Consider the following 21,604-nt stretch of genomic DNA (forward strand, 5'->3'; position numbering starts at 1 on the left):
CTTTGCACCTTTGAGCTTGGTTATATGGATACACGAATACTTTACTTGGCTGCTGTGATCATTGCATCGATCAGTGGAGCATATTATTACTATAGTGGTAAAGGTCAAAAACTGGAAACACAAAATAGCAGTAATATGGTTTATTCTGCGGATGGGCTGGATGTGCTGCAAACCAATGAGCAAGGTGATTTATATATTCGTGCGGAGATTGAGCATTTAGAGCAAAATCTACAAAATGATACATCGAAGCTAAGAAAAATAGATGCGACGATGTATTTAAATAATCAAGTTGATGCAACCTTTAAGGCCAATACCGCTGCTGGGTTTAATCAGAATGAAAAAATTATATTGTCAGGTGATGTCAAAGCTACGAAAGTGTTACAAACTGGTCAGATGATTTTTACCACGGATCAGCTCACACTCTTTCCGAAGCAACGTCAGCTGGAAACGCAACAACGAATCAATATTACCTCACCTGGTTCACAGTTTGTTAGTCAGGGTTTAAAAGCAGATTTTAATTCTGGTCAATATGATTTCTTCAATATTCGAGGGGAATATGTCCCATAATTTTACAGTGACGCGTTCATATCATATGCTACGTCAATTTATTTTCTGTGCCGCAACGCTTTGTTCTATGCATAGTTTTGCTTTAGACAGTGATCGGAATCAGCCGATTTCATTGGTTGCCGACCGTGCAACCTATAATGATAAAACCGGTGTCACCACTTATAGTGGTAACGTTGTGATTCAGCAAGGTACTTTGAAATTACAATCTGCTTCCATCGTCGCGCAGTTAAATAAAGATAAGCAAATTAGTGCTGTGACTGCAACGGGGGCGCCTGCTAAATTTCAACAGCAGCAAGAAGGTAAAAAAGGATTAACCCGCGGTGAAGCGCAGAAAATTACCTATAATGCTGAATCGGGTATTATCACACTGCTTGGCAATGCTTATATTTACCAAGATGGAGCCAGTTTTCGTGGTAATACCTTAAAATACAGTATGAATAAAGGTGATATTGAAGCGGCGGGTAGCTCAGGTGGTGGTACAGGCAATAAGCGAATTGAAATTATTATCCCGCCATCTGCAACCAAATCCTTTCCGGGAGCCCGTGACTAATGCAGCAGAATACACCACAAGGACGCAGTTTAACGATTCGTCATTTGGCTAAAAATTATAACAAACGATGGGTGGTTAAGGACGTTTCATTCAATATGCAGAGTGGACAAATCGTTGGTTTGCTCGGTCCCAATGGTGCTGGAAAAACCACGAGTTTCTATATGGTTGTGGGACTGGTTCGCATGGATAAAGGAGAGATTTATCTGGATGAACACGATATCTCAGATTTAGCCATGCATGAACGTGCGCAAAAAGGTATAGGCTACTTGCCACAAGAAGCCTCGATTTTTAGAAAACTCAGCATTGCCGATAATATCATGGCTATATTGGAGACGCGTAAAGATCTCAATAAACAGCAACGGCAACAACGTTTACATGAGTTATTGGAAGATTTTAAAATCACGCATATTAAAGACTCCTTGGGCATGAGTGTTTCAGGTGGTGAGCGTCGCCGTGCCGAGATTGCTCGCGCACTTGCGGCAGACCCTAAATTTATGTTGCTTGATGAGCCCTTTGCTGGGGTAGATCCCATTTCTGTTGGGGACATCAAAGACATTATTCGTACTTTAAAAGATCGTGGTATTGGGGTACTGATTACCGATCATAATGTGCGCGAAACCTTGGCAATTTGCGAGCATGCTTATATTGTGAGTGAAGGCTCTGTTATTGCCGAAGGAACACCCGAAGAGGTGCTCGCCAATGAAATGGTACGCGAAGTTTATCTTGGTGAGGACTTTGTTCCTTAACTAAACGCAATGTGCCAATGCTTCAGCCTAAAACCCATTTCGCCATAAGTGGGTTTTTTATGGCGAATGTTTTGTTATCTATGCGCTACGTTGGCAATTTTATAACCAAGGTGTGGGATTTTAACGACAACAGTCTTGGTGGTATGGCGCTACCGATGCGTATTATAGTGTTTCGGTGATAGATTTAGGGATGCTCTTGGGGGGTAAAGACAATCCGAACGTGTGGATTTTGAATATAAAATTGTTCACGCGGTCCATTGGCTTTAAAGCTTGGATGCCAAGCGCGCAATTCTGATTCGGATAACCACTGTAGTTGTAGCTGTTGATCAATTTGATTGACATTAAATTGCGACAAGGCTTTGATGGTGGCACGACAATTTTCTGATTCACCTGTTCGCAGTAAAGATACTTGTAACTTGGTAGCCGGACCAAACATGGCATCGTTTTCACGGCATTGTCTGACCTCTACATGATAAGCACCTTGTGGTGATTCTAAATTATAAACCAATCGATTGACGCTATTGGAATGACAAGCAGATAAAACCACAACACTACTGATTAGAATAAGACAGCGATTTAATGTCATAGGCATGTTCCATTGCTAAAAGTCACGCGTTAAAGAAATTACACTACACCCGATATGGATGCCTGTTCCCGATGGATACAAATGAACGATCAATGTATGAATGATCAATGCATGCAGCTCAAGTTGATCAAGCATTAGTTCATCATGCTCCAGTTCATCAAGTATAAGTTATAGTATTGAATATCTGATTTTTCTGCAAAAGATTTTAAAGCAATTGTTATTCATTTGGCGCTGCCCTGTTCTACCTTTGGGACTATTGCAGACTTATCCGTTTGATGGAAGGATGCTAAAAACGGTGTTGCGTGCTATGCATAGGATAAAGATGTGATAAGCAAGCATGGAAGCAAAATGTACTGAGAAGATAGTCATTGCTCATAGCAAACCCAGCAGCTGATGCTGGATTTAAGCTGGAATTTTGTTCTATAGCATACCTTAAAGGTATTTATATAAACTTTATGAGTTGTTGTGATCGCTTTGCGAATCTCTATAATAAATTTCATTGCAAGATATAAAACCCTGTTATGTAACCCTGATATCTCGTTTTTTGTAGCATTTAACCGAACAGATACAGCCCAGATTGAGCACGCCGATATTGCATCATGCTCGAATTGGGTGATGGAACAGTATCTAATCAAAGTATGTTGCGATCAGGATCAGCTTATTTTTGGCATTATGAAGGAGATAGCCATGAATGTAAAAATTTTCGATACAGAGGAAGTGCAAAATTTTCTACGTCTAGCTAGCGGTTTAGAACAAGAGGGCGGTAACCCTCGCGTCAAGCAAATCACACATCGTATTCTTTCTGATCTTTTTAAAACCATTGAAGATTTTGATATTACTTCCGATGAATATTGGACAGCTGTTGCCTACATCAACCAATTGGGCACCAGCCAAGAAGCTGCTTTGCTATCTCCAGGTTTGGGCATTGATCGTTTTCTCGATATGCGTATGGATGCACAAGATGCGGCATTGGGAGTGGAAATTGGTACACCGCGCACAATTGAAGGTCCATTGTATGTGGCTGGCGCACCGGTTGAACATGGCTTTGCACGTTTAGATGATGGCAGTGATCCAGATGGTCATCCTCTGATGATGCATGGTGTGATCTATGATTCAGAAGGTCAACCTTTGGCTGGTGCACAAGTAGAAGTCTGGCATGCCAATACCAAAGGCTTTTATTCACACTTTGACCCGACAGGTGAACAAACACCTTTCAATATGCGTCGCACCATTATTACCGATGAAAATGGTGGTTATCGTTTCCAAAGTATTGTACCCAAAGGCTATGGTTGTCCGCCTGAAGGACCTACACAGCAATTTTTAAATCAATTGGGGCGCCATGGTAACCGTCCAGCACATATCCACTTTTTCATCACAGCAGAGGGGCATCGTAAACTCACCACACAGTTAAATATGGCGGATGATCCCTATGTTTATGATGATTTTGCCTACGCAACCCGTGAAGGTTTAGTGGTCCCAGTGGTTGAGCATACCGATGAAGCCGTGATCAAAGCCAATGGTTTAACTGAAGCATTTGGTGAAATGGAATTTGATTTTAAACTGAGTAAATTGGTCGATGGTGTAGACAATCAAGTGGTGGAGCGTCCACGTCTGCAAGCTTAATCTGATCAAACAATGACTATAAATCTTGCTGGTTATCTCCAGCTCGATTTATATGCAAGGAATGCTGAGAATAAAGTTATGGATATTCAAGTGCTTGATCAAGCAGTACAAAAAATACAGGATGTTTTGCCTGAACGCGTTATCGATTTAACCCGCTTAAAAGTCTTATGTAGTGCCGTACCCGCGACCATTACAGTAATTGGCAAATATAACCACGGTAAAAGTCGCTTACTCAATGAGCTGATTGGGCATGATATTTTTGCTGTGGCAGATCGACGCGAAACGGTCAATTTGGCAGAGCATATTCAGCAACAAGCACGTTGGTTGGATGCACCAGGATTGGATGCTGATGTGGTGGGGCAAGATGATCGTTATGCGCAAGATGCATTATGGTGTCAGGCTGATATCCGCTTATTTGTTCATTCGCTCAAAGAGGGCGAGTTGGATGCGGCAGAGCAGCCATTATTGCAGCAGCTACAACAGGATGATGCACAAAGCCAACGTCAAACATTATTGGTGCTGACGCAAATTGATCAAGTTGCTGATAGCGCCGTCTATGAGCAGATCTGCCAGTCTATTGGTGCCCAAGCACCAAGCTTAAAACAGTTCCCTGTTTCTGCGACACGTCACCGCCAAGGGCTACAAAGTGCTAAAGCTTTGTTGCAGCAAAAAAGTGGTATAGCGGCATTACAACAAGCATTGCATGTCGCTTTGGCTGCTGTTCCTCAAGCTCGCCAGCATGAAAAAGCGATGCTGTGTCGTGTACTCCAGCAAAGTTTAACAGCACAGCAACACGTGCTGGTGCTGCAGCAACAACAGTTGCAGCAATTACAGCAACAACAACGTTGTGATTTTGACCGTGACTTAGCAGGTGTATTGCACAAAGTCACGGAGGATTTGCAAGAGACTATTCGTGCACGCTCAGATGATGATGCTTTAATAGCAGATTCATTTGAAAATATGTTCAAAATGACGGCAGGGAAACAAGAACGTGCACGTATTCAAGTGGCTTATTCTAAGGCATGTTTAGAGATCAATAGTGTATTGATCCAGCATGGTGTGGTCAGTTTGCCGGTGCAGCAACGTAGTCATGTGCGCAGTATTGATACCATTATGATTGCAGTCTTGGGTGTATCGGTGAAATTCCGTCAGGATCTACAGCGAATTTTTTGTGAAACCGCTGGGCGTGAAAGACTTAGTCGTGATTTTGCACATTATTTTGAACTCTCTGATGCGCGCCAAGCGTTGGCATCACAACTAAAGAATCTGCAAAGTCAAATTGATCAGCAACAACATGCCTTGGATGCGTTGCAATGCTTGGAGGCGATAGCATGAATACTTCAGTTCAAGATTTTATCCAGCAGTGCCATGATAAACCAGATCATTCATTAGATGTTTCGGCATTGCTCAGCCAGATGCGGACATGGCGTGATGTGCTGGCACAGCGCATTGACCAGCAAGGTTTTGTTGCCCATGGTTTACAACAACACAGCCCGTTGCAACAACAGTTCACTGCGCTATCAAGTCAGTTGCGCCGTCAAAGGGCGACGTGGGAGCAGCAATGGACGGCATTGGCGCCAGCACAAGAATTAGCGCAACGCTTTGAAGATAAAGTCATGTTTTTGGTGTTTGGTAAATTTAATGCGGGTAAAAGTTCACTCTGCAATGCATTGGCAGAGTGTTTTCGTTTAGCAGAGCAAAAAGTCACATATTTGTATCTGCACAACGGTCAGATTATTGAGAGCCAAGCGGGCTTCAAAGAAGGGGCGACAGAAACCACCGCACGTTTACAAGGTGTTTGTTTGGGGGAGCAGGTTATTTTATTAGATACCCCCGGCTTACATTCGGTAACGGCTGAAAATGCTGCCTTGACGCAACTTTTTATGGACAGTGCAGATGGCGTTTTGTGGCTCAGCAGTTCATCTTCACCAGGGCAAGTACAAGAATTGGAGGCGTTGGCGCAAGAGCTAGGGCGTTATAAACCCGTATTACCAGTGATTACCCGAAGTGATCAGATTGAAGAAGATGAAATTGATGGCGCAATTCATACGGTACTTTGCAATAAAAGTCCGACACAACGTGCGCTGCAACAACAGGATGTTGAACAACGTAGCAAACAGAAATTAGCCGCCATGGGCGTAGATGTGCAGTTACTACGTCCTGCAGTTTCTATATCAGCGCAAATGTTGAGACAAGAAGGTTTTAGCCCACAAGCGATGTTATCTTCTGGGCTGAGCCAACTCTTTGCGGCATTATTGCGCTTGGTGATCCCAGCGCAAGCCTATAAGCAACGTAAAGCGGCTGAAATTTTTTTACATTATTTGCAGGAAAAAGTTTTACAGCCCATATGCGAGATTGGCACAACTGCGCTGCAGCAATTGACACAGCAACATTTAGCCATGCAGCGTGCCTTACCAAGCCAACAAGCACAAGTTATTTTACAGGCATGGCGCCGTGTAGTGCCGCAATTACCGACCTTATTACAACAACATGCCTATACACAAGATCTCGATGCCGTATATAGCACCGTGAGTGAATGGGCAAATCAGGCTTTAAATGAACAGCTTGCTGTGCAACTGGTGGATTATCAATTTCAACCACTGCATGCGATCAATTGGTCGTTGCCGGATCATATCGGTTATGTGCGTATTCCCGCGCTTACTGCTGAGGATCAACCTACTTATGCGTATGACCGTTTGCATGCCGAGTTGGTTGGACATTTACAACATAAACTACAGCAACAGATTGCACCAGTATTTGAACACTGCGCAGCATCACTTGATACGGTTGCTCGGCAACTGACAGATTTTGAGCGTTGTTTAGCTGAGGCTGCGCAGGAGTTAAAACACATAGCAGAGCAGATGCGTATGCGCCAAGCTGCATAATCAAGCGTCCCATAAGTTTGGGATCTCTCTGAAACGAACACGCTTTGCGCCATGTCTTGGCGCATTTTTTTTGATCTGCTTGAACACGACCCAGCCCAAAATAGATATTTTAGCCTTCAATATAACAGCGCTTTGGACATGCTATGGCATTGGGCTGAATATGTTTGGGCTGAATATATTTGGGTAGGAGATCGCTTTGAGCAGGATATAGCTTTGGGTAGGATATATAGCTTTGGGCAGGATATAGTTTTGGGCGAAATGATATTGCCCGTGCTACTGCTGATATTCTCATATTTAAGCTGAGTTTGTAGCGCTTTAGGGCGGTAGGGGCTGCATAGCAAAGAGGGCGTTTCGCTAGGATTTGCCATATGGGCAAGATGGCAAATCCATTGCTTATTTTTCGCGTTAATTACACGCTCAAGCCTTGAGAAAATCTGCTACGGCGTGGTTAAAGGCTTGGGCTTGCTCAATATTGGAAATATGTGATGCAGCAAGAATACAGCGCTGGCTCTGGGGAATAGCGGCTTGCATGGCATCGGCATCTGCCACAGTGGTGATGGGGTCATATTGTCCTGCAATGATCAAGACCGGTGTGGTGATTTGTTGAATCTGCTGGCGTAGGTCTGCGGCAGCCAAAGCCTCACAACAACTGGCATAGCCCTCGGCACTACCAGCGGCAAGTTGCGCTGCCAAGTCTTGAACAGATGTGGGATGTTGCGCAATAAATGCTGGCCTAAACCAACGTGACGCTGCCGTAGCAGCTATTGCTGCTAAACCATCGCGACGCACTGCTGTGGCACGTTCTAACCAGGCCTGAGTTTGCCCGACTTTGGCGGCACTATTGCAAATGATGACACGATCAAAACGTGTTGGGGCATCAATGGCGAGCCATTGTCCAATTAGCCCACCCATAGAAATTCCACAAAAATGTGCACGTTGAATGCCCAAATGATCAAGTAGTGCAATGACGTCTTGTCCTAACTGTGCCAATTGATAAGGACCCGTTGGTGCAGAAGATTGTCCATGCCCACGGTTGTCATAGCAAATGACATAGTAATTGTGTTGAAAAAAATCAATCTGCGCTTGCCACATGCTCAGCGCTGTGCCCAAAGAGTTCGAAAATACCAAGGCGGGTTTGTTTGGATCACCAAAAACTTGATAGTGAATTTCGGCTTGGTCAGATCTAAAGTGTGCCATAGCATTCCTCTTATGCAGCTGTCTATATAACAGGCTGTGATGTTGTCTATTATTTGTTGGTTCAACTGATCTATTGGTTTAAGTTGTTTGAGGCTTAAAGCAATGAAATGTTTATACTGATTTGATCGTTAAACCAATGAATCGTTAAAGCGATTTGCTGATGAAAGCGATGCAATGCCTAAACCCGTTCGATGATCATAGCAATACCTTGCCCAACTCCAATACACATGGCGCACAAGGCATAACGTCCATGTATGACTTCCAATTGGTTTAAGGCGGTAGCGACCAAACGTGCTCCAGAAGCCCCGAGTGGATGACCGATGGCAATGGCGCCACCATTCGGGTTGACGCGATCGCAATCGTCGGGTAAACCCAGCGCCCGTGTACAGGCTAAGGCTTGTGCAGCAAAAGCTTCATTCAGCTCAATCACATCTATATCATCAAGGTTTAAGCCCGTTTGCTGGAGTAGTTTCTGTATGGCGGGTGCCGGGGCAAAGCCCATAATCCGCGGTTCAATGCCAACACACGTTGCGGCAATAATTTTGCCGCGTGGTTTGAAGGCATATTGTTGAACAGCTTGCTCCGAGGCAATCAGCACTGCTGCTGCACCGTCATTGATGCCAGAAGCATTGCCCGCAGTGACGCTGCCATCGGCATGCACCACTGCCTTGAGTTTGCTTAAGCTGGCGATGTTGGTGTTGGCACGTGGATGCTCATCTTGTGCAAAAAGTATAGGCGCTGTCTTGGCTTGCGCTACTTCTACTGCAATGATTTCTTTCTCAAAAAAACCAGCTGCTTGCGCGGCTGCAGTACGTTGTTGGCTGCGCAAGGCGAATAGATCCTGATCGGCACGTGAAATATTAAATTGTTGTGCCACGTTTTCCGCCGTTTGCGGCATGCTGTCGACGCCATACAATGCTTCGAGCTTGGGGTTGATAAAACGCCAGCCCATGGTGGTGTCTTCGAGTTGTTGTTGCCGAGCCAAAGCCTGTTGGGCTTTTGCCATTACATAGGGCGCACGGCTCATGCTTTCTACACCGCCAGCAATGATTAAGTTGGCTTCACCTGCTTTGATGGCACGTGCGGCAATGGCAATGGCATCGAGTGCCGAGCCACAAAGGCGGTTAATGGTAGTCGCTGGAACTTGGTAGGGCAGTTCTGCCAAAAGTGCCGACATGCGTGCTACATTGCGGTTATCTTCACCCGCTTGGTTGGCACAGCCATAAATGACATCATCGACATTTTGCCAGTCGACTGCTGGCTGACGTGCCATAAGGGCTTTAATGGGCAAAGCCCCCAGATCGTCGGCACGTAAACTGGCCAAAGCACCGCCGTAGCGTCCAAAAGGGGTGCGAATGGCATCAATAATATAGGCATTTTTCATCATGAAAATTACTCTTTAAAGCGATTGTGGGTCTGCTGCTTGTTGTGTGCTGCGTGCTCAGCTTGCTACGCGTCCATGCCATCCAATGGCATCAAATACTATCCAATGACATCCGATCCAATCGGATTAAGTCGCATCCAGCAACGCAGCGCCAGTTAGGCTTTGTAGTTCTGCAAAACTTAGACCATCAACTTTGCGGATGACTTTTAGCCCTTCGGGGCAGACATCGATGACGCAAAGATCGGTATAAATACGGTCGACACAGCGCAATCCCGTGGCGGGATAGCTCAATTCCGCAACAATTTTGGCTTCTCCCGTTTTGGTGACATGGTCTGTGGTCACAAAGACTTTTTTGGCACCGACCGCCAAGTCCATTGCACCACCGACTGCGGGTATAGCATCAGCTGCACCAGTATGCCAGTTGGCTAAGTCACCATTGGCAGCAACCTGAAATGCGCCCAAAACACAAATATCCAGATGCCCACCGCGCATCATGGCAAAAGAATCGCCGTGATGAAAATAACATCCTCCAGTGAGTAGGGTGACATATTCCTTGCCGGCATTAATCAGTTCGGGGTCTTCTTCACCTGCGGCAGGCGGAGGGCCAAATGCCAGCAAGCCATTTTCTGAATGTAAAAACACGTCTTTGTCGGCAGATAAATAGTGGGCAACTTTGGTGGGTAAGCCAATGCCAAGATTGACATAAGCCCCATCAGGAATGTCTTGTGCTACAGCTTCAGCAATTTGATCACGGCTAAGTTTTTGATACATTTCGATCTCCTGATCCCTTATTGTGCTGGATGAAGCGCAACCACATGCTGTACAAAAATGCCGGGGGTAATAATATGTTCTGGGTCTAGCTCCCCCAGTGCCACGACTTGTTGTACTTGGGCAATGCTACAATCAGCAGCCATGGCCATAATAGGCGCAAAGTTCCGTGCTGCTTTACGGTAAACCAGATTGCCCCAACGATCGCCTTGGTGGGCTTTGATTAAGGCAAAATCAGCACGGATGGGCTCTTCAAGCACATAGTCTTTGCCTTGATAATGAAGTGTTTCTTTGCCTTCGGCCAATAAGGTACCAAAACCAGTGGGCGTATAGATGGGACCAAGCCCCATGCCAGCCGCTTGAATACGACAGGCTAAATTGCCTTGTGGAACCAGCTCAAGTTCAATTTTCCCAGCACGATACAATTCATCAAAAATATAGGAGTCGGACTGGCGAGGAAAAGAGCAAATAATTTTACGTACCGCACCGGTTTTTAGCAGTTTTGCTAGTCCATAATCAGCATTGCCAGCATTGTTATTGACAATGACCAAATCGCGCACACCCAATTCAATTAAACCATCAATCAGCTCTGCCGGTTGACCTGCTGTGCCAAAACCAGCAATCATAATGGTTGAACCGCTTGGGATTTTTGCTAACACGTCCATCATGGACAGCGCACTTTTATCAATCATGCCGTACACCTCTTAATCTGTATGCCTATGGCTTAGGTCGGTCTGCTGAATAATGTTCTGAATGTTCTACTAATGCTCATGTTGATGCTGGCGCTGCTGAGCTGCTGCACGCCACTTAACGACAACAGCCTACAGGCATTAACGGTCATCCTCACGAATCGAAGAAGGGTGGCGGTTGAGTGGCATCACCGTAATATCCATATAGGGATAAAGTGGTAAACCTTGTAAAAGGTTATGCAGTTCTTCATTGCTGTCGACATCAAAGATACTGATATTTGAATATTGCCCAGTGATCCGCCAGATATGACGCCATTTGCCTTGGCGTTGTAGGTCTTGTGAATAGGCTTTCTCTACCGCTTTAATCTGATTGGCTTGTTCGACGGGCATGTCAGTGGGCAGGTGAACATCCATACGGACTTGAAATAACATAATAAATTCCTTGTATTAGTGGCGACGGAATTGGTCAATTTTGTTTTCATCCAAGCGAATACCTAAACCCGGGCTGCGTGGAATGTGCAATTCAAAATCACGGTATTGCAATGGGGTTGTTAAAATCTGTTCGGTTAATAGCAGCGGACCAAATAATTCTGTGGCATAGGCCAGTTGTCCAAAGGTGGCAAAAGCATGGGCTGCGGCAATGGTGCCGACAGGACCTTCTAACATGGTACCCCCATATAAATCGATGCCAGCCAAACGGGCAATTTTGCCCACCTCACAGGCTGCACTTAAACCACCAGACTGGGCAACTTTGACGGCAAAAACGGATGCAGCATTACGTTTGGCCAGTTGATAAGCACTGTGTGGTCCTGTTAATGCTTCATCCGCCATAATGGCGATGTCAAATTTACGTGTGAGTCGTTGCATGGCGTCAATATTTTCTATTGCACATGGCTGCTCGATCAGGTCAATGCCACCATCTTGCAACATCTTGATGCCTTTGATGGCTTCTAGTTCACTCCAAGCACGATTGACATCTACACGAATGGATATGTCTTTGCCCAAAGCCTGTTTGATTGCCAAGACGTGCTCGACATCGGCTTCGACGCTGCGTGAACCAATTTTTAGTTTGAAAATATTGTGGCGCTTGGCGGCAATCATCTGTTGCGCTTCGGCAATATCTTTGTCGGTATCCCCTGATGCCAAAACCCAAAGCACAGGAATACTGTCTCTAAGACGTCCGCCGAGAAGCTCACTGAGTGGCAGCGCTAAGCGTTGTGCTTGGATGTCAAGCAATGCCGTTTCAATGGCGCATTTGGCAAAGCGATTGCCATTGATATGTTTTTGCAGCACTTGCATGCTTTGCGCGACATTTAAATCACGCAAACTGTTGAGCAAAGGGGCAAAATAGCGGCTAATATTGGTCTTGATACTCTCTGGGCTTTCTTCTGCATAGCCCAAGCCACCGATGGTGGTGGCTTCACCCCAACCCACCAGCCCATCATGTGTGCTCATCTTGACCAAAACCAAGGTCTGCGTTTGCATGGTCGCGACTGCCATCTTATGTGGTCGGATGGTCGGGATCTCGACAAGTAATGTTTCTATCGACTTATACATCTGCATATTTCTTTGGTATGAACTATTTGTATACCCTAAGTTAATGTAATATCTTTCACTAGAGTTGAACTGGTATTTTTAGATACTTAAAAGGTATATAAATGGAATTAAGACATTTACGTTATTTTGTTACGGTGGTTGAAGAACAAAGTATTACCAAGGCTGCGGAAAAATTATGTATTGCCCAGCCACCTTTGAGTCGACAAATTCAGAAACTGGAAGAAGAGCTTGGTATTCGCTTATTTGAGCGCGGCTCACGTCCAGTCAAAGTCACTGAAGCAGGGATGTTTTTTTATGAGCATGCTGTACAGATCCTGACCCATACGGCACAGGCGACCTCGATGGCACAGCGTATTAGCGCGGTCAAGCAAACGGTGCGTATCGGTTATGTCAGTTCCTTACTCTACGCGCTGCTGCCGCAAATTATTTATCTATTTCGACAACGGTATCCCGATATACATGTTGAGTTGATTGAGTGTGGGACACGTGATCAAATCGAAGCCTTAAAAAGTGGCAAAATCGATTTAGGCTTTGGGCGTTTAAGGCTGACTGATCCTTCTATTAAACGTATTTTGCTGCGTAAAGAGCGGTTAAAACTGGCGATTCATAAACATCATGCGTTGGCTGAATATATCGATAGCGGTATTTATTTATCACAAATTTTAGATGAAGCGATTTTTTCTTATCCTGCGACCCCCAAGCCAAACTTTGCCACTGCAATTCAAAGTATTTTTACTGAGTTGGGATTGGTACCGAAAAAAATGATTGAGGTGCGGGAAATTCATATGGCATTGGGCTTGGTTGCATCTGGCGAGGGGATTTGTTTAATTCCAGAAACGGCCAGTGATATTGGGATGAAAAATCTGGCTTATATACCGATTTTAGACCTTGAAGCCTACAGCCCGATTTCTTTGTCCGTGCGTAATATGGACCAGAGCAGTTATATTCCCAAAATTCTTGATTGTATTCAAAGCGTATTTCAGCAAGAACAGATCAGCATGCACAATGAAGACAGCTAAGCCCATAAAACTTATCCAAAATCCCAAAATCCATAAAAAAACCGCGATAAACGCCGATCTGGATCGGGCGCTTATCGCGGCGGCTGATGCTGGGAGAGATAAGCCTATATGCTTATATTTCTTGTTTTCTTGTTTTCTTGTTTTCTTGTTTTCTTGTTTTCTTGTTTTAAGTGAATTGCATGACTTTTGTTTGGAGTTCATGCTGATGGATTTACCATTTGTACTGAACCGAAGCACGAATGGTACGCCCTGGTGACGCAATCCATATTTTAGACTGCGGATTTAAATAATAACGGTCGGTTAAATTGTCAACGGCCAAATTAGTCGTCCAATGTTGATTGATTTTATAGTCCATATATAAATCGACAAAGCTCAGTGAGGGCGCACCATTAAATAAAGCACGTTGTCCAGAGTTTGCAGTCATACTTAAGCCATTACCTGATTTACCTTGCCAACGTATGCGGATCCCAGCATCTAACTTACGGTCCAGTAACCGGGTCCCCAAGATTAAGTTCACCATTTGTTTGGGTTGCACTTGTTGCTGATAATAAGAATAGCTAAAGTCGGTATCGCATGGTGTCGACGGTTTTAAATAGGGATCACTTTCCCCCATGGAAGCATCACAGATTTTGGTTTTGGCATAGTGCACATTTAAACCTGTATAAAAGGTGTCCATATCATAATTGAGCTGAAGCTCATAGCCTTTGATCTGATGTAAATCAAGGTTAAACCATGACAGCATGGCGTTACCATAGCTGCCATCTTCGGCATCGGCATAGATCCGGTTGATATAATTACGTGTTTTGTTGTTGTAATAAGAGAGTTTATAACTCAGCTGATCATGTTCGTTCAACAGGTTGTTGAACTGACCCTTGATGCCCACCTCAAAAGCTTTGGTGCTTTCGGGTTTTAGACCAGTCATACGTGCATTGGTTCCTTCAGCACCGGTATTTTCTGTAATGCTGGGCGCACGTTTACCAATAGAATAGCGTGAATAAGCGCTTAAGCTCGGTATAAACTGATAATCAGCAACGAAAACCGGTGAAAATAAGCGATAACTTTGTTGATGCATCCCTAATGATTTGCTGACGACCTGACCATTCTCACGTACGTTTTCGTATTTATCACTGGCATCATCGGTGGTCTGACTGCGGTTAAACCGGAAGCCGCCTTGTAGGGTGAGTTTATCTAATGGATGAATGATCAGGTTGGCCGTGCTGCTGATATCTTCCCATTCGGCATTGATCAAGGAATTCTTCAGACTTTGGGTATCGACTTGGCTATTTTCTAGCTCAGGTAAGAGACTGGCATTTATCTTGGCATTTTCATAAGCAGCCCCGAGTTCTAATTGAACATCGCCTAAATAGGGCACATCATGCCAAGTCGAGATGTTGTTGAGATTAAAACCATTGCGCTGTTCTTTTTTACGGTTGTAGTTTTGCTCGACATAGAGTGACATGGCAAAGTTGGTATATGCCTCAACGGTATTACGCATAAGCCAGACGTTGCTGCTTAGATTAAGCAATGGATTATCCGCTGGATTATAACGATAACTTAAATTGGCACTGTGCATATCCGATTCAGATTGAGGAAACTCGATAAAGCCTCGGGAGCCTGCTTTTTCTTTGTCGCAAATATCAATCCCTCCCCAAAGCGATGGACAATCCCAACCGTAGCGAGAGCCCATGATTTGACCATTTTTCTGTAATTGATGGCGATAGGTCAGTTCAATATCTTGTTCAGATGAAATTTTATATTTTGATTTGAGTAAGATCGATTCTTGCTCTAAAGAGGTATTGGGTTGTTCTTTGCCTGGATCAATAAATTTATTGGTGGGTAAAACTTTGCCATTAAACTCGGTGACGTAGTCATATTTGGCGACGCCTTTTTTACCGGTAAAATAGTTACCGCGGTTATTTTGGCTATACGCAGCTAATAGATCCCATTGTGTATCGCTATAGGCCAAGGCGAATAGACCATTCCAGCCTTTAAACTGACTTTGCTTACGCGCTTGTGGCATGGTGGCATAATGATCATAGGTATATTGGTCATAAGAACTATAGGTGGGATAGTTGCTACTATGTGGTGCAATCGAGTTATTTTGGGTGCCCAATTTAATGGTGCCACCAAACTTTTTACCTTCTAATAAAATATCTTCAACTTGCAATGTTTGTGCTACCACTTCACCTGCGTTGGCATTTGAAGAAGAAGGATTAAGGCTATAGCCTTTTTGTACGCGAATAGAAGAAATCAAATTGGGATCGATATAGGTTCTATTTTGCCCGCCCGCATAGCCATGGTATTCGAAGGTTTGTTGTTTGACCCCATCAATGCTGACCGCAACGCGATTATGCATTTGTAACCCCCGTATATTGACTTCCAGTGTTCCGCCATTATTACCATCTGAGCTTTCTACGCCAGGCACACCTTTGAGTAAATCTGCGGGGCTACTGCCGCCAAACCGATTCATATCTTGTTTGGAAATATAGGAAATAGATGCTGGGCTTTGATAGGGGTTAGCTTGCGCATACAGCTCAATGGGCTGTAGTTGAACAATATTATTGTGCGCTTGCTGATCTGGGAGAGCTGTGTCGGTGTTTTTTTTGACCAACACATAGCCTTTACCCGATGCTTTTACACGATAGGGCGTGTTGTGCAGTAGCTCGGCAAACCCTTGTTCTAGTGTATATTGTCCCGACAAGCCTGCGCTGGGAGCATCGAGTAACTGATCTGCATTCATCGCGATATTCACACCCGCTTGTAAAGCAAAAGCACTCAGTGCTTGGCGTAATGTGGTGGGCTGAATTTGATAATGTTGCGCTGAATGGGACACAGCAGCAGGGGGATTGGCATACAATGCACTGCTCGCAAGACAGAGTTGTATGGCCAACACCAAAGGTTTCAGTGCTGTCCGTTGTGTGAAATATTGCCTTTTTGAATGTTGATCCGCCTGCATACCGCATCCTCAAATATAATGGGTCTCTTACACTATGTATGACGAAGCTCTGCGTAAATCACGACATGATTTTGCGCAATTTTTTTAATTTTTTTATAAAATATTGTTTATATTATTGAAAATAAACATTATTTTTTAGATGTTTAATGTTTGGGGCATTGTCTCTGCATTGTTCGTAGCTGCTTGCTGGAGTACCCGATGACGGCATTGCTTATTTTTTAATGCTATGAACATAACGAATATAGGGCAAGGGTTGTCTAATCTGGATCGGGAGACTGTCTTGCAATAAAGTATAAGCCTGTTGTGGATCATCTAGGGGTAAAATGGCGGTTACATGCAAGCCATGCAGATCGGCAGCGCGATAATAAATCTTATCTTGCTGATAACTTTGCAGAATATCCAGTACTTGCGAGAGCGGCATTTGATCGACAATGAGACGATGCTGTTGCCATGCCTGTTGATACAAAGCAGGGCTGATAGCCTGTATGGCGTGTATGCCATTGCCATCAATCATCACCTGTTGACCCGCTTGAATGATTTGAGTTTGTCCTGTTTGCTTACTGTGTACGACAACTTTAGATTCCAACATGGTCAAGATACTTTGTTCGGCACTATGCTGTACCATAAAACGTGTGCCCAATGCTTGTATGTCTGCATATGTGGTGCTCACGGTAAATGGGCGCTGCGGATCTTTGGCAACATCGACCATAATATTGCCGCTGAGTAGCTCAATGCGCCGTTGTGTTGGGTCAAAATGAATATTATAGGCACTTTCCCCACTGATCTTGATGTGACTTTGATCAAGCAATTGTTGCTCAGACCATTGTTGATAATGACTACGTTGATCGGCGAGCCAGTAATTGACTGGTAAAAATTGCCAACTGAACAGTACTGTCAAGATACCCAATATACAGAACATGGACAGTGCAGAGCGATAAGAAAATTTCTTTTCCAATTGCTGCTGTTCCTGAATAGCATGTTCTACGATCTCACTCTGTGCAAAATGACTGTCAGTTGATTCAGCGACTGCGCTTGGAATGTGCGGCGTAGGGTATTGTGTCTGTTGCAATTGCTGTAAGTGTTCGAGTTGATCAATCATCACCTGCATACTACGGATGGCTTGGGCATGGCTGGGATCGGCATCTTGCCAGCGTAGAAATGCGGCATATTGTTCTGCATCACAGTCGTCACTGCTGATCTCCACCAACCAGGCAGCAGCCTGTTCGATCACCTCATCTGCAATAGCATGGGGCGATTCGGTTGCGGTCGTTGGGATGGATGGCGTCATGCTATGAAGACTATCCAGCTTGGCGAATTTGATAGCAATAGACCAAGGCTTTCGTCAAATCGCGTTGTACGGTTTTGACAGATAGCTGTAACTGTGCAGCGATCTCAATTTGAGAAATACCGTCGAGATAATGCCATAACAAGATTTTTCGTGGACGTTCTTCTAAACGACTTAGGGTAAGTGCCAATTGATCGAGGAGTTCAATCACACTCAACAATTGTTCCGGAGAGGGATAAAATTGTTCATCAGCCCATTGGCTTGCATAGTGCAGGTAGTTTTGTTCTATTTTTTCACGGCGTGCTTGATCGACAATAATATGCTTGGCGGTAGTACATAAAAAAGCACGTGGTTCTTTGAGTTTAAATAATTCTTTAGATTTTAAGATTCGAACAAAAGTATCTTGTAAAACATCTTCAGCCCGATCAGTTGAACTGAGCTTATTGCGTAGCCATTGATAGAGCCAAAAATGGTGCTGTTGATATAAATCACCGACCAATGCGGTCAAATCTGCGGGGATAACCATGAGGCTGCTATAGGGGAGATGATCAAAAGAATTTGGCTATTTTATTGTGAATAAGAATTATTATCAAGTGTGTTGTTTAGATAATCTATCAGATCGCTTCAGGAGGCTTAAGGATTATGTTTAGCAGTCATTTTAATTCAAGCCAGACTGTAGCAAAAGATACTCGAAGCTTTGAGAATTAAAATGACCCGATATGCAGTGAATATCGTAAATAGCTCACAGCTTATTGATCTTAAGCCGGGCTAAATTCTTTGGATTAGACAGTTTGTCCGGTGGCTAAAAACGCAAATATTTGCTGTTCATGACCCGCCACGGTCATAAGCTCAGCACCTTGAGGGGTCAATAAAATTGCCCGATGACAAGCCGCTAAAATAAACTCATAGTCATGGCTAATCATGAGAATCGTAGCATGCTGCGCTTTTTCATGTAGTATCGCTTTGATGCGTAGCATACGACCATAATCTAAGCCCGAGCTCGGTTCATCTAGAACAATAAATGGGCTGTTCGACATACAGGCAGCACCTATACAAATACGTTGTTTTTCTCCTCCCGAACGCATTTGCGGCAATTTGGTGCGCATTTCCCATAAATCGAGTTGTTGCAGTAAATATTTAGCATATTCACGCGCTGCCGCTGTTGTGCTACCCAGTAAAAATTCCTTTTCAATGGTATCAAAAAACAGTTGTGCATCACTGTCTTGCATAACATAGTAGCTGTTCATCAGACGTTGTTTCGCGGTTTCACCAGTACCCAATTTGCCTGTTTTGACGGGCAGTAATCCGGACAGTTGTTTGGCAAATGTGCTTTTACCAATGCCATTTTTCCCTAAAATAGCCACTACTTCACCCTGTTGTAGCTGTAAATTGAGCTGTGGGAGTAGAACTTTCTGAGTATTTTGCAGATTAAAATTTTCACAGAGTACAATCTCTTGACTGTTTTTCGGCTGTTGTTGGGCAAGGTAATGCTGATAGTGCAAGGGGCGCAAACCCAAGGCCTGAGTATCCAGTGTGGCGAGCTCGTGGCGGTGATATTGTTGGCAGATTTTACCGTCTTGCATCACGATTAAACGGTCAATATAGTCTTTGAGAAAAAATAAGCGATGTTCAGACACCACAATACTTTTGCCACGTTGTTTGAGTTGTTGTAGACAGTGCCCAAGCTCAATTGCTGATTTTAAATCTAAGTTAGCGCTAGGTTCATCTAAAATAATCAAGGGATTGTCATAGACCAGACTGGAGGCTAAGGCAACTTTTTGTTTTTCACCCGAGGACAAGTGACTCACTTTTTGTGCCAATAAATGTTCAATCTTGAGCGCTGCACATGCAGCATGCACCCGTTGTTTAAGCTGTGCGGGTGGCATCGCAAAATTTTCACCAATTAAGGCAATTTCATCTTCAACACGATCACAGAGAAATTGTGATTTGGGGTTTTGAAAAACATTGCCGATCAGTTTGCCTAAGCCACCGACAGGATAATCCGCAATGGCTTTACCCAATAAGCTGATTTCACCGCTTAAATGCCCTTGATAATATTTGGGAATCAAGCCGTTCATAATCTTGGTGAGTGTGGTTTTACCACATCCAGAGGGACCAGTAATCAGCACCAATTCGCCTGCTTGAATATGCAAGTCGAGATCTTTAATCACATGTCGTCCATCTTCATAATGGAAATTGACCCGATTTAAACGTAGCATAATCCACCTATAAAAATTGTAAGGAATATAGCCAATACCGCATAGTCTAAAAGACCAAAATGCAGTTGGTGATAACTGCTTCGTTCCCCAGCGTATTCAATTCCTTTACTGCTAATCGATTCAGCAATTTCACCTGCGGTATTGAGTGATTTATGGATCAGTGGAATGACAAGATATTGAAAACTATTGAGTGGGTGTAAAAGACCAATCTGTAATTTTCGAATGCGGATGGCATCTTTAATATTATGGATTGACTCTTTTAAATCTGGAAAATAACGCATAGCAATCAGTAGCGGAATAATGACCTGCATAGGCAGTTTTAATTTTCGCAGTGCTGCAATAATTTGCCCAGTGGCATAGCTTTTCATCAGATCAGATAACAGTAAAATTAATATCATGCGATGTGATAAAAAAATAAAAATGGCAAAGAATTTAATCGCAGCAGAATGGGCATAATGTTGTAACAGATAGAGCAGTGCGTAGCTCAGTAGAAAATAGCAACTAAAAAATATAATACGTTTGCCGCCAGCACAGATATAGAGCAGGCTGGTGGCAGTGAGTAAGCTATAGAAAATATTCTGACTGACGCTGGCTAAAGCCAGCCCAGCAATCAGCATCAATAAAAAGATCAAGCGTGGATCAAATTTTAAGACCATGTCCAATATACCTGATTAGTGTAATTGGCTAAGTTTGTGCTGTTCGGTAAAATATTTTTGGTAGAGTAAGACCCCAAGTAATGCACCTACAAAGGCGAAAGCGGCAGTAAAGCTTACCACTTTGCTAATAAAACCAATACTGGAATAATTCAATACCAATTGCTGCGCTTGTGCTTCATTAAAAATGTCTGAGAATTGCGCCATAATGCCAGATTGACCTAGCACCCAAACAAAGAAACCTGGGTGTAAAGCGAAAATCGCGCCGTAAACGGTATAGGCAAAAACGATGCGCGGATACGAACGATAGCCTTGGCGCATTAATAAAATTTCAGCAATCAAGGCAGCAGGCATAATCACCATACTGATTTGCCATGCCCCAATCAGGCTATATAAAATCGAAAACACTGCGCCAAAAATAATAAAACAACCTGCTTTACTGACTTTTTTAAGCATGACCACAAAAATCACACCGCTTAACAAGAGTGATGGACCGACATGGGCATAAATACCGATGTCACCCAGTAAGGGGGTAATAAATGAAGCGGCGAGGGTGTTGCATAAAAAAGCCAAACTGGACAAGACACCAATGATGGAGAGGTCTTTAATATTGATTTTATTCATAGAGATACCATTTTAATCAAGCAATTTAAGCAGAAAGCTACGCCAAACCGATTAGCGTTGTGATCAGTTGCAAGCATTGAATAGATGCGTGTTTTAGAAGAAATTTGCGATCCCAACGTCAGCATGTCGTGCTGTGTGAACGCTGGAATATCGTGCGTATAGGGAGTATGCGCACCGTTGGCATGCAAGATAGCATACGCAAAAGCCCAGTCCATGAATTGCTAAATCCTGTCATTAGATTGCTAAATAAGTACAATTATCATTTGCAATTAGCATGCTGGGATCGTGAAAAGATA

Annotated in this window: 20 protein-coding genes; 7 read left to right on the forward strand and 13 right to left on the reverse strand. The window is 43.8% G+C overall.

Features of this window, described 5'->3' with window-relative positions; all coding sequences use genetic code 11:
* Positions 1-24 precede the first annotated feature (24 nt).
* The 3 genes from lptC to lptB are packed head-to-tail and all read left to right on the forward strand — an operon-like array spanning position 25 to position 1,863.
* Positions 25-567, forward strand: a complete 543-nt coding sequence (gene lptC, locus BFG52_RS05770) for an LPS export ABC transporter periplasmic protein LptC (RefSeq protein WP_067553505.1) — start codon at positions 25-27, stop codon at positions 565-567.
* A 25-nt stretch (positions 568-592) separates the two neighbouring features.
* Entirely contained in the window at positions 593-1,117 is a 525-nt protein-coding gene (gene lptA / locus BFG52_RS05775) for a lipopolysaccharide transport periplasmic protein LptA (protein WP_228703830.1), read from the forward strand.
* Positions 1,117-1,863 carry an LPS export ABC transporter ATP-binding protein gene (lptB, locus tag BFG52_RS05780; RefSeq protein ID WP_067553512.1) on the forward strand — a complete coding sequence of 249 codons (747 nt, stop codon included), beginning with the start codon at positions 1,117-1,119 and terminating at the stop codon, positions 1,861-1,863. The genes lptA and lptB overlap by 1 nt, the downstream gene beginning before the upstream one ends.
* A 184-nt stretch (positions 1,864-2,047) precedes the next feature.
* On the opposite strand, the gene BFG52_RS05785 is transcribed toward lptB, so the two are convergent.
* Positions 2,048-2,449, reverse strand: coding sequence for a hypothetical protein (locus tag BFG52_RS05785; RefSeq protein WP_067553517.1), 402 nt, complete (start codon positions 2,447-2,449; stop codon positions 2,048-2,050).
* A gap of 687 nt (positions 2,450-3,136) precedes the next feature.
* On the opposite strand from BFG52_RS05785, the gene catA reads away from it, so the two are divergent.
* Genes catA through BFG52_RS05800 form a run of 3 tightly spaced genes read left to right on the forward strand, consistent with a single transcriptional unit; the run spans position 3,137 to position 6,957 of the window.
* Positions 3,137-4,072 carry a catechol 1,2-dioxygenase gene (catA, locus tag BFG52_RS05790; protein WP_067553519.1) on the forward strand — a complete coding sequence of 312 codons (936 nt, stop codon included), beginning with the start codon at positions 3,137-3,139 and terminating at the stop codon, positions 4,070-4,072.
* A 12-nt stretch (positions 4,073-4,084) separates the two neighbouring features.
* On the forward strand, positions 4,085-5,407 hold the full coding sequence (locus BFG52_RS05795) for a GTPase (RefSeq protein WP_228703807.1): 1,323 nt from the start codon (positions 4,085-4,087) through the stop codon (positions 5,405-5,407).
* On the forward strand, positions 5,404-6,957 hold the full coding sequence (locus BFG52_RS05800; protein WP_067553525.1) for a GTPase: 1,554 nt from the start codon (positions 5,404-5,406) through the stop codon (positions 6,955-6,957). The genes BFG52_RS05795 and BFG52_RS05800 overlap by 4 nt, the downstream gene beginning before the upstream one ends.
* Before the next feature lie 417 nt (positions 6,958-7,374).
* Here the strand turns inward: BFG52_RS05800 and pcaD are convergent, their stop codons facing one another.
* The 6 genes from pcaD to BFG52_RS05835 all read right to left on the reverse strand — a co-directional run bounded on the left by pcaD (position 7,375) and on the right by BFG52_RS05835 (position 12,552).
* A complete protein-coding gene (gene pcaD / locus BFG52_RS05810; protein ID WP_067553529.1) occupies positions 7,375-8,154 on the reverse strand; it encodes a 3-oxoadipate enol-lactonase in 780 nt (259 codons plus the stop codon).
* A 178-nt stretch (positions 8,155-8,332) separates the two neighbouring features.
* Positions 8,333-9,538, reverse strand: coding sequence for a 3-oxoadipyl-CoA thiolase (gene pcaF / locus BFG52_RS05815; protein WP_067559191.1), 1,206 nt, complete (start codon positions 9,536-9,538; stop codon positions 8,333-8,335).
* Positions 9,539-9,664: 126 nt separating this feature from the next.
* A complete protein-coding gene (locus tag BFG52_RS05820) occupies positions 9,665-10,309 on the reverse strand; it encodes a 3-oxoacid CoA-transferase subunit B (protein WP_067553531.1) in 645 nt (214 codons plus the stop codon).
* A 17-nt stretch (positions 10,310-10,326) separates the two neighbouring features.
* Positions 10,327-10,998, reverse strand: coding sequence for a 3-oxoacid CoA-transferase subunit A (locus BFG52_RS05825; protein WP_067553532.1), 672 nt, complete (start codon positions 10,996-10,998; stop codon positions 10,327-10,329).
* 138 nt (positions 10,999-11,136) lie between these two features.
* Positions 11,137-11,427, reverse strand: a complete 291-nt coding sequence (catC, locus tag BFG52_RS05830) for a muconolactone Delta-isomerase (RefSeq protein WP_067553534.1) — start codon at positions 11,425-11,427, stop codon at positions 11,137-11,139.
* Between the two features lie 15 nt (positions 11,428-11,442).
* Positions 11,443-12,552: a muconate/chloromuconate family cycloisomerase gene (locus BFG52_RS05835; RefSeq protein WP_067553536.1), complete on the reverse strand. Its 1,110-nt coding sequence runs from the start codon at positions 12,550-12,552 to the stop codon at positions 11,443-11,445.
* 101 nt (positions 12,553-12,653) lie between these two features.
* On the opposite strand from BFG52_RS05835, the gene catM reads away from it, so the two are divergent.
* A complete protein-coding gene (catM, locus tag BFG52_RS05840; RefSeq protein ID WP_067553538.1) occupies positions 12,654-13,571 on the forward strand; it encodes a cis,cis-muconate-binding transcription regulator CatM in 918 nt (305 codons plus the stop codon).
* A gap of 211 nt (positions 13,572-13,782) precedes the next feature.
* Here the strand turns inward: catM and BFG52_RS05845 are convergent, their stop codons facing one another.
* From BFG52_RS05845 to BFG52_RS05870, 6 genes are all read right to left on the reverse strand, one after another.
* Positions 13,783-16,527, reverse strand: coding sequence for a TonB-dependent receptor (locus tag BFG52_RS05845; RefSeq protein WP_067553540.1), 2,745 nt, complete (start codon positions 16,525-16,527; stop codon positions 13,783-13,785).
* 211 nt (positions 16,528-16,738) lie between these two features.
* Positions 16,739-17,815, reverse strand: coding sequence for a FecR family protein (locus BFG52_RS05850; RefSeq protein WP_067553542.1), 1,077 nt, complete (start codon positions 17,813-17,815; stop codon positions 16,739-16,741).
* Between the two features lie 10 nt (positions 17,816-17,825).
* Positions 17,826-18,338, reverse strand: coding sequence for a sigma-70 family RNA polymerase sigma factor (locus tag BFG52_RS05855; RefSeq protein WP_067553544.1), 513 nt, complete (start codon positions 18,336-18,338; stop codon positions 17,826-17,828).
* A 256-nt stretch (positions 18,339-18,594) separates the two neighbouring features.
* Positions 18,595-20,031 carry an ABC transporter ATP-binding protein gene (locus tag BFG52_RS05860; RefSeq protein ID WP_067553546.1) on the reverse strand — a complete coding sequence of 479 codons (1,437 nt, stop codon included), beginning with the start codon at positions 20,029-20,031 and terminating at the stop codon, positions 18,595-18,597.
* A complete protein-coding gene (locus BFG52_RS05865; protein ID WP_067553548.1) occupies positions 20,019-20,687 on the reverse strand; it encodes an energy-coupling factor transporter transmembrane component T family protein in 669 nt (222 codons plus the stop codon). Before BFG52_RS05865 ends, BFG52_RS05860 begins: the two co-directional genes overlap by 13 nt.
* A 15-nt stretch (positions 20,688-20,702) precedes the next feature.
* A complete protein-coding gene (locus tag BFG52_RS05870) occupies positions 20,703-21,308 on the reverse strand; it encodes an MptD family putative ECF transporter S component (RefSeq protein ID WP_067553550.1) in 606 nt (201 codons plus the stop codon).
* Between the last annotated feature and the right edge of the window lie 296 nt (positions 21,309-21,604).

Origin of the sequence: Acinetobacter larvae, assembly GCF_001704115.1 — a bacterium.
GTDB lineage: Bacteria > Pseudomonadota > Gammaproteobacteria > Pseudomonadales > Moraxellaceae > Acinetobacter > Acinetobacter larvae.

What these genes read in the sequence shown, in the direction of transcription:
- lptC (WP_067553505.1), top strand. Translation starts at nt 25, where the DNA reads ATGGATACACGAATACTTTACTTGGCTGCTGTGATCATTGCATCGATC.
- lptA (WP_228703830.1), top strand. Translation starts at nt 593, where the DNA reads ATGCTACGTCAATTTATTTTCTGTGCCGCAACGCTTTGTTCTATGCAT.
- lptB (WP_067553512.1), top strand. Translation starts at nt 1,117, where the DNA reads ATGCAGCAGAATACACCACAAGGACGCAGTTTAACGATTCGTCATTTG.
- BFG52_RS05785 (WP_067553517.1), bottom strand. Translation starts at nt 2,449, where the DNA reads ATGACATTAAATCGCTGTCTTATTCTAATCAGTAGTGTTGTGGTTTTA.
- catA (WP_067553519.1), top strand. Translation starts at nt 3,137, where the DNA reads ATGAATGTAAAAATTTTCGATACAGAGGAAGTGCAAAATTTTCTACGT.
- BFG52_RS05795 (WP_228703807.1), top strand. Translation starts at nt 4,085, where the DNA reads ATGACTATAAATCTTGCTGGTTATCTCCAGCTCGATTTATATGCAAGG.
- BFG52_RS05800 (WP_067553525.1), top strand. Translation starts at nt 5,404, where the DNA reads ATGAATACTTCAGTTCAAGATTTTATCCAGCAGTGCCATGATAAACCA.
- pcaD (WP_067553529.1), bottom strand. Translation starts at nt 8,154, where the DNA reads ATGGCACACTTTAGATCTGACCAAGCCGAAATTCACTATCAAGTTTTT.
- pcaF (WP_067559191.1), bottom strand. Translation starts at nt 9,538, where the DNA reads ATGAAAAATGCCTATATTATTGATGCCATTCGCACCCCTTTTGGACGC.
- BFG52_RS05820 (WP_067553531.1), bottom strand. Translation starts at nt 10,309, where the DNA reads ATGTATCAAAAACTTAGCCGTGATCAAATTGCTGAAGCTGTAGCACAA.
- BFG52_RS05825 (WP_067553532.1), bottom strand. Translation starts at nt 10,998, where the DNA reads ATGATTGATAAAAGTGCGCTGTCCATGATGGACGTGTTAGCAAAAATC.
- catC (WP_067553534.1), bottom strand. Translation starts at nt 11,427, where the DNA reads ATGTTATTTCAAGTCCGTATGGATGTTCACCTGCCCACTGACATGCCC.
- BFG52_RS05835 (WP_067553536.1), bottom strand. Translation starts at nt 12,552, where the DNA reads ATGTATAAGTCGATAGAAACATTACTTGTCGAGATCCCGACCATCCGA.
- catM (WP_067553538.1), top strand. Translation starts at nt 12,654, where the DNA reads ATGGAATTAAGACATTTACGTTATTTTGTTACGGTGGTTGAAGAACAA.
- BFG52_RS05845 (WP_067553540.1), bottom strand. Translation starts at nt 16,527, where the DNA reads ATGCAGGCGGATCAACATTCAAAAAGGCAATATTTCACACAACGGACA.
- BFG52_RS05850 (WP_067553542.1), bottom strand. Translation starts at nt 17,815, where the DNA reads ATGACGCCATCCATCCCAACGACCGCAACCGAATCGCCCCATGCTATT.
- BFG52_RS05855 (WP_067553544.1), bottom strand. Translation starts at nt 18,338, where the DNA reads ATGGTTATCCCCGCAGATTTGACCGCATTGGTCGGTGATTTATATCAA.
- BFG52_RS05860 (WP_067553546.1), bottom strand. Translation starts at nt 20,031, where the DNA reads ATGCTACGTTTAAATCGGGTCAATTTCCATTATGAAGATGGACGACAT.
- BFG52_RS05865 (WP_067553548.1), bottom strand. Translation starts at nt 20,687, where the DNA reads ATGGTCTTAAAATTTGATCCACGCTTGATCTTTTTATTGATGCTGATT.
- BFG52_RS05870 (WP_067553550.1), bottom strand. Translation starts at nt 21,308, where the DNA reads ATGAATAAAATCAATATTAAAGACCTCTCCATCATTGGTGTCTTGTCC.